16 protein-coding genes and 1 pseudogene are annotated in these 13,955 nt (G+C 60.3%); all 17 read left to right on the plus strand.

The features are described from left to right. The first annotated feature begins 101 nt into the window (after window positions 1-101). Window positions 102-1,817: a DUF2130 domain-containing protein gene (locus SFLMC1_RS04890; RefSeq protein ID WP_152074321.1), complete on the plus strand. Its 1,716-nt coding sequence runs from the start codon at window positions 102-104 to the stop codon at window positions 1,815-1,817. A 551-nt stretch (window positions 1,818-2,368) separates the two neighbouring features. Next, window positions 2,369-3,460 carry a hypothetical protein gene (locus SFLMC1_RS04895; RefSeq protein ID WP_152074322.1) on the plus strand — a complete coding sequence of 364 codons (1,092 nt, stop codon included), beginning with the start codon at window positions 2,369-2,371 and terminating at the stop codon, window positions 3,458-3,460. Further along, window positions 3,453-3,725: a hypothetical protein gene (locus SFLMC1_RS04900; RefSeq protein ID WP_226814268.1), complete on the plus strand. Its 273-nt coding sequence runs from the start codon at window positions 3,453-3,455 to the stop codon at window positions 3,723-3,725. The genes SFLMC1_RS04895 and SFLMC1_RS04900 overlap by 8 nt, the downstream gene beginning before the upstream one ends. A gap of 15 nt (window positions 3,726-3,740) precedes the next feature. Beyond that, window positions 3,741-4,037 (plus strand): BMC domain-containing protein, encoded by a 297-nt coding sequence (locus tag SFLMC1_RS04905; RefSeq protein ID WP_022387079.1) that lies wholly within the window; start codon window positions 3,741-3,743, stop codon window positions 4,035-4,037. A 9-nt stretch (window positions 4,038-4,046) separates the two neighbouring features. Beyond that, window positions 4,047-4,358: a BMC domain-containing protein gene (locus tag SFLMC1_RS04910; RefSeq protein ID WP_022387080.1), complete on the plus strand. Its 312-nt coding sequence runs from the start codon at window positions 4,047-4,049 to the stop codon at window positions 4,356-4,358. 11 nt (window positions 4,359-4,369) lie between these two features. Continuing rightward, on the plus strand, window positions 4,370-5,869 hold the full coding sequence (locus tag SFLMC1_RS04915) for an aldehyde dehydrogenase (protein WP_152074323.1): 1,500 nt from the start codon (window positions 4,370-4,372) through the stop codon (window positions 5,867-5,869). A gap of 16 nt (window positions 5,870-5,885) precedes the next feature. Continuing rightward, entirely contained in the window at window positions 5,886-8,420 is a 2,535-nt protein-coding gene (cutC, locus tag SFLMC1_RS04920) for a choline trimethylamine-lyase (protein ID WP_152074324.1), read from the plus strand. Between the two features lie 55 nt (window positions 8,421-8,475). After that, entirely contained in the window at window positions 8,476-9,423 is a 948-nt protein-coding gene (gene cutD / locus SFLMC1_RS04925; protein WP_152074325.1) for a choline TMA-lyase-activating enzyme, read from the plus strand. A 9-nt stretch (window positions 9,424-9,432) separates the two neighbouring features. After that, the gene (locus SFLMC1_RS04930; protein ID WP_022387084.1) at window positions 9,433-9,771 is read left to right on the plus strand and encodes a BMC domain-containing protein; all 339 of its coding nucleotides are present in this window, start codon (window positions 9,433-9,435) and stop codon (window positions 9,769-9,771) included. Then, complete coding sequence (locus SFLMC1_RS04935) at window positions 9,771-10,220, plus strand: EutP/PduV family microcompartment system protein (RefSeq protein WP_226814269.1); 450 nt, start codon at window positions 9,771-9,773, stop codon at window positions 10,218-10,220. Before SFLMC1_RS04930 ends, SFLMC1_RS04935 begins: the two co-directional genes overlap by 1 nt. Before the next feature lie 27 nt (window positions 10,221-10,247). Then, window positions 10,248-10,874: a hypothetical protein gene (locus SFLMC1_RS04940; protein ID WP_152074327.1), complete on the plus strand. Its 627-nt coding sequence runs from the start codon at window positions 10,248-10,250 to the stop codon at window positions 10,872-10,874. Then, complete coding sequence (eutJ, locus tag SFLMC1_RS04945; RefSeq protein ID WP_152074328.1) at window positions 10,867-11,715, plus strand: ethanolamine utilization protein EutJ; 849 nt, start codon at window positions 10,867-10,869, stop codon at window positions 11,713-11,715. The genes SFLMC1_RS04940 and eutJ overlap by 8 nt, the downstream gene beginning before the upstream one ends. Then, on the plus strand, window positions 11,708-12,013 hold the full coding sequence (locus SFLMC1_RS04950; protein ID WP_075844452.1) for a BMC domain-containing protein: 306 nt from the start codon (window positions 11,708-11,710) through the stop codon (window positions 12,011-12,013). The genes eutJ and SFLMC1_RS04950 overlap by 8 nt, the downstream gene beginning before the upstream one ends. Next, on the plus strand, window positions 12,000-12,269 hold the full coding sequence (locus tag SFLMC1_RS04955; RefSeq protein WP_040221112.1) for a EutN/CcmL family microcompartment protein: 270 nt from the start codon (window positions 12,000-12,002) through the stop codon (window positions 12,267-12,269). Before SFLMC1_RS04950 ends, SFLMC1_RS04955 begins: the two co-directional genes overlap by 14 nt. A 14-nt stretch (window positions 12,270-12,283) precedes the next feature. Continuing rightward, a complete protein-coding gene (gene pduL, locus SFLMC1_RS04960) occupies window positions 12,284-13,192 on the plus strand; it encodes a phosphate propanoyltransferase (RefSeq protein WP_222838032.1) in 909 nt (302 codons plus the stop codon). Between the two features lie 27 nt (window positions 13,193-13,219). Beyond that, on the plus strand, window positions 13,220-13,507 hold the full coding sequence (locus SFLMC1_RS04965) for a BMC domain-containing protein (protein ID WP_075844449.1): 288 nt from the start codon (window positions 13,220-13,222) through the stop codon (window positions 13,505-13,507). Between the two features lie 7 nt (window positions 13,508-13,514). Then, window positions 13,515-13,955, plus strand: a pseudogene (locus SFLMC1_RS04970) (hypothetical protein); the annotation flags it as partial.

The following is a 13,955-nucleotide window of genomic DNA, read 5'->3' on the forward strand; positions in this document are numbered from 1 at the left end:
GTGGTTCTGGCGCCGTTGCCATTATGGCGGCGGCGCCTTTTTTGTCCGCGCGGCGCGGTAGAGTGTAGGCGGTTGAAATTTGCGTCCATCGAGGAGCTGCCATGAACGAGATTAAGTGCCCGCATTGCGGCGAAGTTTTTAAGGTCGATGCGTCCGGTTATGCGGATATCGTCAAGCAGGTGCGCGACGCCGAGTTCTCGCGCGACCTGGACGAGCGTGTGAGGGCAGTCCAGCGCGAGGGCGAGCAGGCGTTGGAGCTTGAACGCTCGCGCTCGACGGCTGCCTTGCAAAAGGCAGAGTCTCAGCACGACGCTCAGCTTGTCGAGCAGAAGAATGCTGCAGCTCAGGAGCTGGCTCAAGAGGTTGCCAAGCGCGATGCCGAACTTGCTGAGTTACGTGTCAAGCTCGAGGGTGCTGCCGCAGAGCGCGAGAGTGCAAGCCAGCGTGCGGCGGTTGAGGCCCGTGCGGATGCGCAGAAGGAAAACGCAGAGCTCCAGCGCGAGATCGACAACTTGCGCGCGCGGCTGGGGCGCAAGGATGACGAAGCCAAACTCGCCGAGGCGGCGGTGCGCAATGCCGCTCAAAACGATTTAGCTGCACGGGATGCGCAGATTGCCGAGCTGCAGGCTAGGCTTGCCGCGGCGGACAAGGCCCAGGAGATGGCCCTTGCCGCCGCTGCGGCCGAGTCGCAGCGTGAGCTCGATGCCGCTCGCAGCGAGGCCGAACGCACACTCACAGACTACCGCGCGAAGGTGCAGGAGAAGTTTTCCGCAGCAAAGGCTCAGTCCGAGCAAGAGGCCGAGGGCCTGCGTGTGCAGCTGCGCGAACAGGAGCTGACGGCCAAAATGAACCTATCGGAGGCTGTCGCCGCGGCGGAGCGTGAGCGCGATGAGGCGCGTGCCAAACTGACGAGCGAGCTGGCGGTGCGCGATTCTCGCGAGGAACAGGCCAAGGCGGCACACGAGCTCGAGCTTGCGCAGGCCAAGCGCGCGAGTGATGACCTGATTCGCTACAAGGATGAAGAGATTGAGCGCCTTAAGGACATGAAGGTCCGCCTGTCTACCAAGATGGTGGGCGAGTCGCTCGAGCAGCACTGCGAGACCGAGTTTAACCGTCTGCGCATGACGGCATTTCCTAACGCGTACTTCGAGAAGGATAACGATGCGTCCGAGGGTACCAAGGGCGACTTTATCTTCCGCGAGTGCGACGCGAGCGGCAACGAGGTCATTTCGATTATGTTCGAGATGAAAAACGAGAACGACGAGACCGCGACCAAGCATAAAAACGAGGACTTCTTTAAGAAACTCGATCACGATCGTCGCCAGAAAGGCTGCGAGTATGCGGTGCTCTGCACCCTGCTCGAGCCCGAGAGCGAGCTCTATAACGCGGGAATCGTGGACGTGAGTTACCGCTATGAGAAGATGTACGTGATCCGCCCGCAGTTTTTCATTCCCATGATCACGCTCCTTCGCAACGCTGCCATGGGTTCGTTGCGCTATAAGCAGGAGCTGGCGGAGTACAAGCAGCAGAACATCGACGTCACGAACTTCGAGGCCAAAATGGAGAAGTTCAAGAACGATTTCGGCCGCAACTACGAGATCGCGAGCCGCAAGTTCCAAACGGCGATCGATGAGATTGACAAGACGATTAGCCATCTGCAGAAAACCAAGGAGGCGTTGCTGTCCTCCGAGAACAATCTACGCTTGGCAAACAAGAAGGCCGACGATCTTACCATTCGCAAGCTCACGTGGGGCAACAAGACCATGAAGGCGGCATTTGACGAGGTGGAGACCGTGCGAAAGGACGGCGAAGCCTAGTTTTTTCAACGCCGCTATGCAGCTTTGGGGTGCGGGGGAGCAGCCTTCACGTCCCAAAAATATGACAAAACAACCCATGGACTTCTGCTGTGTTCTGGACCGTGTCGTGCGCGATACGGTCCTTTTATTGTGTGCTGGTTTCGACACTTTAACGTTAGGTAATTGTTTCTAAATTGCTTCGCAATGTGAGGGGAATCCTCATTTGATTTGCGGTCGATTATCACTTTTAACAGGGAGAGTCTCAGCTGCCATTAGAGAAGCCTTCGCTTTGTCAGGGGGGATTTAATGTGCGCGCACCTTGGTGTGAGCGATAACCTTGCTGCCGACAAATGATATGAGAATGGAAGCACTTATGCCGTTTGCGGCCGTTTTTTGACCGTTCGTGAGCGCCAAACGGTCAAAAAACGCAGGCTAATGCCGTTCACGGAATACAAACGGTCGATTCCTTTCTTTCACGCCCGCGTCAATTTCTAGCATTTCAGTCATTGAACGCCATGGGAGTCGACACCTGTGTCCAACAAACGATCAATGATGGAAAGGAGACCGCTTGCATGGAAACAACCGCAACAGCTCCAACTGATCGCGCACTTGCGATCAAAAAGAAGAAGGCGCTCGACGCAAGCTTCTTCAAGAAAGGCATCGCTATCGCGGCGCTCTCCAGCATAATGTACGCGCTGTACACTGCCTTCGTTACTGGTGGTCAGCTCTTTGGCGTCTGGGGCAATTGGTTTGGTGCGCTCGCATCTACCAGCCTGGTCGTCGTCTTCATCCTGCCTACGATTGCCTCGGGCATCAACGATACCCTGAGCGCCATCTGGGCCACGCTCGTTACCCTCAAGCAGGGCAAGATCGCCGACCTGGGTCGCTGCATCGCCTCCAAGCCCGGTCGCATCGTGATCCTTGCTGCCTTCATCGGCGGCCCCATTGCCTCTGCTGCCTACGTTATCGCGCTTTCTCAGGCCGGCACCCTTGCCGTGCCCATCGCGGCTCTAAACCCCGCAATCGGCGCAATCCTCTCTCGCATCCTCTACAAGCAGCCGCTTGGCCCCCGTGTTATCGCGGGTATCGTGATCTGCGTCATCGCAGGCGTAATGATCGGAAGCACCGGCCTCACCGGCGAGGCTGCACCGGGCATGGCACTTGGTCTGGGCCTGGCTCTTCTCGCCGCCCTGTGCTGGGGTATCGAAGGCTGCGTGGGCGGCTACGCCACCTGCATGATCGACTCGCAGATCGCCATCAATATCCGTCAGCTCGTCTCCGGCATCGGCAACCTGATCATCGTTCTGCCGATCCTCACCCTCGTGTGCGGTGGCACCCTTGCCCAGAGCTACACCTATGTTGCCCAGGCGCTCACCGACGGCCCCTCCGTCATCTTCTTCGCCGTCTCCGGCGCCGCCGCCTACCTCTCCTTCATGAGTTGGTACCGCGCTAACGCCATGTGCGGCACCGCCCTGGGTATGGCCATCAACGGCACCTATACCTTCACCGCTCCGCTTGCCACTTGGATCATCCTCGGCCTGGTCATGGGCTTTGACGGCTATGCGCTGGCTCCCATCGCCTGGGTCGCTGCCATCGTCAACCTTATCGGCATCTTTTTGATCGCCGTGAACCCGATGGACCTCCTGAAGAAGGACGGTGAGTAACGTGCTGCCTTTGAACTATGCCATGCTCAAGTACTTTACCTGCCATGACGAGGCTTGCGCCGACGACGTCATGGAGGCCCTCAAGGGCGAGTACTCCTCGTTTACCGCTTTTACCAAGCCCAAGATGCAGGAGGCCCTGATGACCGCCGAGAAGAACGGTCTGATCAGCGAGTCCCGCTTTGACCTGGACGGCGCGGGCGAGGTCCGTGTCTACTACAGCGCTGATCAAGAGCAACGCGACACCATCAATTCCTACATCAAATAGGAAAGGAGCTACCCCATGCGCTATACCGGCGAAGAGGCCATCGGCCTCATTGAGACCCTCGGCATGGTTCCGGCTCTGGAAGCCGCCGACAAGATGCTCAAGGCGGGCGACTGCGAGCTCGTGAGTTATGAAAACGTTGGCTCCACGCTCGTCACCGTCATCGTCAAGGGCGATGTCGCTGCATGCGAGGCCGCCGTCAAGGCAGGCGTCGAGGCCGCATCGGCCATCGGCAAGGTCACGGCGCAAAACGTCATGAAGCGCCCCGTTCCGCCTATTGGCGATGTTGTTTCCGTCCACGATGTGGATTTTTAGGAGGTCCTGATGTCTGAAAGCAAAGGCAACGCATTCGGTGCCATCGAGACCTTTGGCCTCGTGTGGGTGCTCGAAGCTGGCGACGCCATGTGCAAGGCCGGCGATGTGAACCTGATTGGTTACGAGAACACCGCCTCCGGCTACATCTCGATTCTTGTCGAGGGCGATGTCTCGGCCGTCGAGGCAGCCGTTCACGCGGGCGTCGAGGCCGTCGAGGCCCTGGGCGCCGAGGTCTACAGCTCGGTTGTCATCCCGCGCCCGCATCCCGATCTGAAGAAGATCACCGATCGCTACCGTCTTGAGAACCTGCTTCCCTACTAAGGAGGTGTGCCATGTCCCTTGTTGACACCGATCTTCGCTCCGTTCAGGAGGCGCGCATCCTTTTGGAGCACGCCGAGGAGTCGAGGGAAGCTCTCGAGGGTCTGCCCGGCACGCTTATCGACGGATTTTTGGAGGCTCTGCGCGAGCGCTTGCTTCCGCATGCTGCCTCGTATGCTCAACTTGCCGTAGACGAGAGCGACTACGGCAACGCTGAGGACGAACAGGTCCTCATCGAGTGGGTGCTCACTGAGCTTCTGGACGACGTGTACGCCCAGATGCCCACGCAGGAGCTCTACTCGCGCAGCACCACGCATTCCGTCGAGGTGGGCATCTCTAAGGGCACGGTCGTCTCGCTTTTGCCCGATTGGCTGTGCATTCCCACGATGCTTTCGCAGCTTGTGTGTGCCGTTGCATCCAAGAGCCCGATTGTCTTCTCGGCTCGCCAGCGTACACATGCCGCCTGCAAGGCCGTTATCGAGGACGTGCGCCATGTTGCCGCCGAGTGCCACTATCCGCTCGACGCCCTCACGTATCTGGAGCTCTATGCCCCCGAGGGTGAAGAGTGGTTGGCGGCTCAGCCGGCCGTTCGCGTGCTTATTGATTCGCGCGAGTGCGAGCACATCCACGTGGCCGATACCACGGGCAAGGATGTGTACTGCGCATCGATTGGCAACAATCCGGTCTTTGTGGAGCAAACCGCCGATTTGGCCCTGTGCGCCGAGGAAGTTGTGTGCGGCAAGTCGTTTTGCTACGGCATGCTGCCGGGCGCCGAGCAGTCGGTTGTAGTCGAGCAAGCTGTGGACGAGGCCTTTAAGACCGAGCTCAAGCACCGCGGCTGCTACTTCCTTTCCGACGAGGAGTGCCAGCGTCTTTACCACGTGTGTTTTCGCGAGGACGGGCGCACCTATCGTGAGCTCATTGGCAAATCGGCATGCGACCTGGCTCGTCGTGCAGACATCGCGGTGCCTGCCTCTACGCGCGTGCTCGTGGCCGAGAAGCCCTATGTCTCCGAGCGCAGCTTTTTCTCGCGCACTAAGTACGGCCCCGTGCTGTCTTACTACGTGGAGGAGAACTGGCGTGACGCCTGCGAGAAGTGCATCGAGCTGATCTTGAATAGCGGCTCGGGCAATGCGCTTTCGATCTTCTCGCGCGATGGCGAAGTTGTTCGTCAGTTTGTGCTCAAAAAGCCGGTGGGACGCATTCTTGTGAACGTGGGCACCGGCATGGGAGCTACCGGCTGCCATTCCACGTTGCCCAAGACCCTCACTGTTACCGGCTGGGAAAGCGCGACTACCTCGAATCTGGGTGTGACCTATCGCGACTTTATCCGCCGGCGCCAGGTTGGGTGCAGCCTCGAGTCTTCTGATCTTTCTCTTCTCGAGGATGCCGGTCTCAACCGGGTGCCGGATCGGAAGATCGTCGCACATATGACCGAACAGCAGCCTGCAACAGAAGTTGCCCCGCAGGACAACACATGGTTTGCAAGCCTGCTTAAAAACATGACCGATTAGAAGAAAAGGAGTACTGATGGATATTCAAGAGTTTGCCAAGCAGCTGTCCGACGCCACCAAGGACATGAGCGAAGAGCAGCGTGCAAACGTCCGTGCGATGTTCAGCAAGGTTGCCGACCAGCTTGATCGCCCCCTGGACAGCACCGTCGCCCACGCCGAGTGCACCGAGGTGCCCAACGGACCTACCGAGCGTCATCTGCGCTTGAAGCAGAACTTCCTCAAGCAGGTTCCCTCCATCACCACCTACCGCGCTCGCGCCGTCACCGAGTTTACCTGCAAGAACCCGGGCATGCCCAAGATCGAGCTGCGTGCCAAGTGCTTCCGCTATTGCTGCGAGACCGCCCCGCTGATCATCCAGGACGACGAGCTTATCGTCGGCAACCCCACGGGTGCTCCGCGCGCCGGCGCCTTCTCGCCCGATATCGCCTGGCGTTGGCTGCGCGACGAGCTCGACACCATTGGCACGCGCGCTCAGGACCCCTTCTACATCTCCGAAGAGGACAAGAAGTACATGCGCGAGGAGCTCTTCCCGTTCTGGGAGGGCAAGTCGCTCGACGAGGTCTGCGAGGACCAGTACCGCGAGTGCGGCGGCTGGGAGCTCTCCGGTGAGTCCTTTGTTTCCGACTGCTCCTATCACCAGGTGAACGGCGGCGGCGACTCCAACCCCGGCTATGACGTCATCTTGATGAAGAAGGGCATGCAGGACATCCAGGACGAGGCTCGCGAGCACCTCAAGCACCTTGACTACGCAAACCCCGATGATCTGGACAAGATCTACTTCTACAAGTCCGTCATCGACACCACCGAGGGCGTTATGATCTACGCCCGCCGTCTGTCCGACTTCGCTTGCCGGAAGGCCCAGGAGTGCAGCGATCCCAAGCGCCGCGCCGAGCTCCTGCAGATCTGCGAGAACCTCAAGAACGTGCCTGCTCACAAGCCGCGCACCTTCTGGGAGGCCGTGCAGTCCGTATGGGTTGTCGAGAGCCTGCTGCCGGTCGAGGAGAACCAGACCGGTATGTCCATCGGCCGCGTTGACCAGTATATGTATCCCTTCTACAAGGCCGACAAAGAGGCTGGCCGCCTGACCGACTACCAGGCCTTTGATATCGCCGGCTGCATGCTCATCAAGATGAGCGAGATGATGTGGGCTACCTCCGAGGACGCTTCCAAGTTCTTCGCCGGCTATCAGCCGTTCGTCAACATGACGCTCGGCGGCGTGACCCGCTCCGGCGCCGACGCCACCAACGACCTCACCTACCTGCTGATGGACGCCGTTCGTCACGTCAAGATCTACCAGCCTTCCCTGGCTTGCCGTATTCACAACAAGAGCCCCGAGAAGTACCTGCGCAAGATCGTCGACGTTGTTCGCTCCGGCATGGGCTTCCCCGCTTGCCACTTTGACGACACACACATCAAGATGATGCTTGCCAAGGGCGTTTCTGTTGAGGACGCACGCGACTACTGCATGATGGGTTGCGTCGAACCGCAGAAGTCCGGCCGCCTGTATCAGTGGACCTCCACCTCCTACACTCAGTGGCCCATCGCCATCGAGCTCACGCTCAACCACGGCGTGCCCCTGTGGTATGGCAAGCAGGTTACCCCCGACCTGGGCGACCTCGACCAGTACCACACCTTTGAGGAGTTCGAGGCTGCGGTCAAGAGCACCATCTACTACATCACCAAGTGGACGAGCGTCATGACGGTGATTTCGCAGCGCGTACATCGCGACATGGCTCCTAAGCCCCTCATGTCCATCATGTTCGAGGGCTGCATGGAGTCCGGCAAGGACGTCTCTGCCGGCGGCGCCATGTACAACTTCGGACCCGGTGTCGTGTGGAGCGGTCTTGCTACCTATGCCGACTCCATGGCCGCTATCAAGAAGCTCGTCTTTGACGACCACAAGTACACGCTGTGCGAGCTCAACGAGGGCCTCAAGGCCGATTTTGAGGGCTATGAGAGGATGCGTCAGGACTGCCTGGACGCCCCCAAGTACGGTAATGACGACGACTATGCCGATCACTTCGTGGCGGACATCGTCTACTTCACCGAGCATATCCACAGCCAGTTCAAGACCCTGTACTCGCGCCTGTCCCACGGCACGCTGTCCATCTCCAACAACACCCCGTTTGGCCAGATGACCGGCGCTTCTGCCAACGGCCGCAAGGCTTGGACCCCGCTGTCCGACGGCATCAGCCCCACCCAGGGTGCCGACCACAATGGCCCCACAGCCATCATCAAGTCGGTCTCCAAGATGAGCAACGACAGCATGAACATCGGCATGGTGCACAACTTCAAGCTCATGGCCGGCCTGCTGGATACCCCCGAGGGCGAAAACGGCCTGGTCACGCTTCTGCGTACGGCCTGCATGTACGGCAACGGCGAGATGCAGTTCAACTACCTGGATAACCAGACACTGCTCGACGCCCAGGCTCATCCCGAGGAGCATCGCGACCTTGTGGTTCGCGTCGCCGGCTACAGCGCGTTCTTCGTCGAGCTGTGCAAGGACGTTCAGGACGAGATCATCAGCCGCACGATGCTGACCAAGCTCTAAGCACGTAACCACTCAAGCCCAAATGGGCGCAACCCCAACAGAAAGGAGGACGCACATGAGCGAGCAGCTGGAAGAGAGCCTCGAGCGCCGCGCGCGCATCTTCAATACGCAGAAGTACAACATGTACGACGGCCCGGGCATTCGCTCCATCGCGTTCTTCAAGGGATGCCCTCTGCGCTGCAAGTGGTGCTCCAATCCCGAGAGCCAGCATCGTGGTTTTGAGGTCATGTTCAAGCAGACTGCTTGCGTGAACTGCGGGGCGTGCGTCGAGGCGTGCCCCGCAGGGGTTCACCAGTTCGTCAATGGCGAGCATGTGGTGGACCGCACCAAGCAGTGCCTGGGCTGCGGTGCCTGTGAGAAGGCCTGCCTGCAAAAGGCGCTTTCCATCATGGGCGAGGATCGCAAGATCTGCGACCTGGTTTCGTTTATGGACCAGGATGCGGACTTCTACCGTATGTCCGGTGGCGGCGTGACCCTGGGCGGCGGTGAGGTCTTGGCACAGCCCGAGGCCGCCCGCGCCCTGCTTACGGCCTGCAAGGACCGCGGCTACCACACGGCGATCGAGACATGCGGCTACACCAAGACCGAGACGATTCTTGATATCGCGCGCTACGTTGACTTGTTCTTGTTCGACATCAAGCAGATGGACCCGGTCAAGCACAAGCAGTGGACCGGCGTGAACAACGAGCAGATTCTCGCCAACATCCGTGCCCTGCTGGAAAACGGCTTTAACGTGCGCGTGCGCATGCCGCTGCTTCACGGGGTGAACGATGACAAGGCCGAGATAGACGCCATGATCGAGTTCTTCACGCCGTATCGCTACCAGAAGAACTTCGACGGCGTAGACCTGCTCCCGTACCACAAGTTGGGCGTGGGCAAGTACGCGCAGCTCGGCCGTGACTACGAGATCGAAGGCGACCCGTCGCTTTCCGAGGACGACCTAAACCGCATCGAGGGCTGGATCTCCGAGGCGGACTTCAAGGTCAACCTCGTTCGGCACTAGGGGTGGGGCATGGAGCATCTTCAGCGCATCATCCAAGAGTCGGTCGACGGTAAGGAAGTCGTGTTGGCACACGTCATCGCGTCTCCCGCGCCGGATATCTACGACCGCATCGGCGTGCCGCATGGCCAATCCATCGGCATCCTCACGCTGTCGCCGGAGGAGACCTCCATTATCGCGGCCGATATCGCCGCGAAGGCGGCTCCGGTGAGCATCGGGTTTCTCGATCGCTTTACCGGTGCTGTGGTGGTCTTGGGCGACGTGCAAAGCGTCGAGACGTCGATGCAGGAGGTCGTTCGCGTTCTCCATGACGGCCTGGGATTTCGTGCTCATGAGGTCACGAGGTCGTGATGGGAGATCGCCTTATGGTCATCGGCTTGCCCGGATCGGGTAAGTCGACGATCTCCGATCTGGTGGAGGGGGAGCCCTCCGACCATCAGCATCGGGAAGATTGCTTGTATCGTTCGCGCAGCTTCGAGGTTCCGGGGAGCTATATCGAGAACCACTGGATGCACAGCATCGTGATCATGTTGTCGCAAAACCAGGCTTCTGGGGTGCTCCTTTTGATCGACGGGGCGAGCGGCGAGACGCTCTACTCGAGCGGTTTTGCCCGTGCGTTCAATGAGCCCTGCTTGGGCGTGCTTACCAAGTGCGACCTGCTGAGCGAAGAGGAACGCGAGCAAGGGCTGGCCAGGCTCGTGGATGCCGGCGTCGATATGGCACTTTGCCTTTCGACAACAACCGGGGAGGGCGTGAACGAATTATTGGACTGGGTGCGAAACGTCGCACCCAACGAGTGACCGATAACCAGAAAGGAGGAGACACCTATGTTCTATGTAACCGAAAACGAGCTGCGCGGCGCGTACAACCGGGAACATTTTTCCAGCTATACGCTGCCCGAGGACGCCAAACTCACCCCGAGCGCCCGTCAGTTCCTCATCGATTTTCACATCGACTTTAACGAGGGCTACGGGGCTGCTTGCGGCAATGCTGACACCTCTGTGCACGATCCTGCCGCCGCTGCGGCCCGCGCCGAGGATGCCCTGGCATCGTTTTACGACGATATCGCCGTTTTGGGTGCCCGACTACGCATGCTGGGCCGCAACGCCCTGGGAATCGAGAACGATATCGCCCATGTGTGCGACACGTTGGGAACCCTGTGGCAAAACCACACCGACCTGGGCGGTCTCCTTTCCGAATGCGAAGCCGCAGGCGACGCTTTGACAGCGCCCGTGCTCCCGCCGCTTTCCGCGGCAGTGCACCCGCTCTATTACGAGATGGCGCTGCTCGAAGCCGAGCTCGCGCGCACGCAGCGCTTTTGGGCGCAGGCTGCGGGCGAGATGACGGCCGAGGGCCATGCCAGCGTTGACGCGTGGGCGCAAAGCGTGACTCGCTGTCGTGCGTGCCTGGCTACGTGTTTGGAAAAGGTCGCAGGGGAGGCGCACCATGGTTGATTTCGAGGCCGCCAACGCTCGCCTTCAAGATCTGCTCGACCGTGTGGGCAGCCCGCGCCCGGTAAGCGCCGACGAGCCCTTGTATTGCGGTCTTGACGTGGGCACCGCATTTATCGTGCTCGCTGTGGTTGACGCCGCGGGTGAGCCTGTGGCCTGCGCGTATCGCTTTGCCAGCGTGGTCAAGGACGGCATGGTCGTCGACTACATGGGTGCGGTCGATATCGCGCGCGAGCTCAAGGAGGAGCTCGAACAGCGGCTCGGGCGCGAGCTTGAGCCCTGTGCCGTGGCCCTTCCTCCGGGAACCGAGGGTCTTGACGGCGGCGTTGTCAAAAACGTCGCCGAGGGAGCGGGGCTCGACGTGGTTGCCGTCTTTGACGAGCCCACGGCCGCAAATCTGCTCATCGGTGCACGCGATGGCGCCGTGGTGGATATCGGCGGCGGCACCACCGGCATCTCCGTCATCCAGAACGGCCGCGTGGTGGAGTGCATCGACGAGTCTACGGGCGGAACGCACTTCTCCCTTGTGCTGGCCGGTGCTCGCGGCATGAGCTTTGACGAAGCCGAGCTCTACAAGCGCGACCCTGCTCATCACCGTGAGATTTTCCCCGTCGTCAAGCCCACGATTGACAAGGTGGCAAGCATTATCGCCCGTGCCATCGATGGCTATGACGTACCGGAGATTGTCCTGGTGGGCGGCACGGCCGAGCTCACGGGCATCGAGGCTCCGGTTGAGAAGACACTGGGTATCCCGGTGCACAAGCCCAACCACCCCATGTTCGTGACGCCGCTGGGCATTGCCTTGGGATGCCAGGCCGCTGCCGCAGGTGACCTCGATGCTTGATATCAAGGTCATCAAGGCGCCTGCTCCCGGCACGATGGCGATCTTGCGCCAGCGCTCGGGCAATCGTTGGAACGAGGAGTTCCTGCCGGCGGCCGTGGGCCTTGTGCAGGGAAAGCTCATCGACATGGTTGTTGCGAGCGACATCGCCGAGAAGACGGCGGGCGTCGAGGTCACGGATATTCGCGGGAGCTGCCCGCAAAACATGATTCTTCTGGCCATCGCCGGAGACACGGCGGAGGTCATGGAGTGTTTGGAACGCATCAAGGAAGGAGGGGACGGCGCCAATGCTCATCTGTAAGCTCATCGATTCCATTTGGGCGACCCGTAAGTACGAGGAGCTCGACGGCATGAAGTTAATGCGCGTCGAGGTCATCGACGGCCCGGAATCCGGACGTCGCCTGGTGTGCGTCGACACCATCAGCGCGGGAACCGGAGACCGCGTGCTTGTGGCTACGGGTTCGGCTGCCTACCACTTCATGCGCGAGACCTTTGGTAAGAACGCACCCGTGGATGCGGCCATTGTAGGAATTATCGACGAAGACGTGAGTCTGTAGGAAAGGAGGAAGAGATGAAACGACTGATCAGTGCGGCCGACGTGAAGGCGGCGGCTGAGCATGGTGGCGTGCTGGCGATCGATGACAACACCATCGTGACCCCGCAGGCCAAAGACGAAGCTGCCGAGTTGGGCGTCAAGCTGGTCTTTGGTGCCGCGCCCGCAGCGACGCAGCACAAGGCGGCTGAGCCTGCGCTCGAGCATCACGAGGCACCTGTTGCCCGCAAGCCCGAGCATCACGAGGAGCACGAGGCCGCTATGAGTGCCGAGGAGATCGAGCGCCTTATTCGCGCCGCTCTGGACACCGGCATTTGGAGCGAACAGCAGGTTGAGGATCTTCTTGGGCATGCCGCCCCGTTGACGGTGAGCGTTGGCGTGTCCGGTCGTCATGTCCATCTGTCCCAGGAGGACCTTGAGGCTCTGTTTGGAGCCGGCTACGAGCTCGCTCCCATCAAAGCGCTCTCCCAGCCCGGACAATTTGCCGCCAAAGAGACAGTGACGCTCGTGGGCCCCAAGGGTGTTATCGAGCGCGTGCGCGTGCTTGGTCCCGTGCGCCCGTCCACTCAGGTTGAGGTGCTGCGCGGCGATACGTTCAAGCTGGGCGTTCCTGCTTGCGTGCGCATGAGCGGCAAGCTTGAGGGCACGCCGGGCATCACGCTCGCTGGCCCCCATGGCACCGTTGCCCTGTCCCAAGGCGTCATCGTTGCTGCGCGTCATATTCATATGACGTGCGACGAGGCCGCCAAACGCGGGCTTCATGACGGCCAGGTCGTGTCGATTGCTTTTGGCGGCGAGCGCGGTGGACGTCTTGACAACGTGGTCGTGCGTGCCAACAACACGAGCGCCCTCGATTGTCATATCGACACCGAAGAGGCAAATGCCTTCGGTATTAAAAACGGTTCTGTTGTAGAGATCATCAAGTAGATCTCTGCGAAATAGGAGGTAACAAAAATGGCAAACACTACCCAGGCCCTCGGCATGATCGAGACCCGTGGACTGATCGGCTCCGTCGAGGCCGCCGACGCCATGGTCAAGGCCGCAAACGTCACCCTCGTGGGTAAAGAGGAAATTGGCGGCGGCCTCGTGACCGTCTTCGTCCGCGGCGACGTGGGCGCCGTCAAGGCGGCAACCGACGCGGGCGCAGCCGCCGCCCAGCGCGTGGGCGAGCTCATCTCCGTGCACGTCATCCCGCGCCCCGACGGCTCCGTCGAGTCCATCCTGCCTGGTGCCAAGGCCTAAGTAAGCCATGGCAACGCGTGGATCCGGTACCGGCGGGAGCAAGAAGCTTCAGGAGAACGCCAAGAAGGCAGCTCCTGAGGTGACCGAAGCTCCCGCAAAGGCTCCCGCCGCAAAGAAGGAGCCCACATCTGCGCCGGCGGCTGCTCAGAAGGAGACCTCCGCAAAGCCTGCGGCGGCTTCCAAAAAGGAGACCGTGGCAAAGTCCGCGTCGGCAAAGACGTCTGCTGCAAAGAAAACGGCCGCAAAGACCAAATCGGAACCTGCGGCACCTGTACTCAACGAGAACGAGACCAAGGCGCAGCGCGAGGCCGAAGAGCATCCCGCGCCGCTCAAGGTCGAGCTTTCCGCAAAGGAAGCACCCGCTACCAAACCTGCAGGCGCGCCTGCACCCAAGGAAATTACTCAGGAGGTAACAAGAATGTCTAACGCTACCCAGGCCCTCGGCATG

Source organism: Collinsella aerofaciens (genome assembly GCF_901212495.1).
Lineage (GTDB): Bacteria > Actinomycetota > Coriobacteriia > Coriobacteriales > Coriobacteriaceae > Collinsella > Collinsella aerofaciens_H.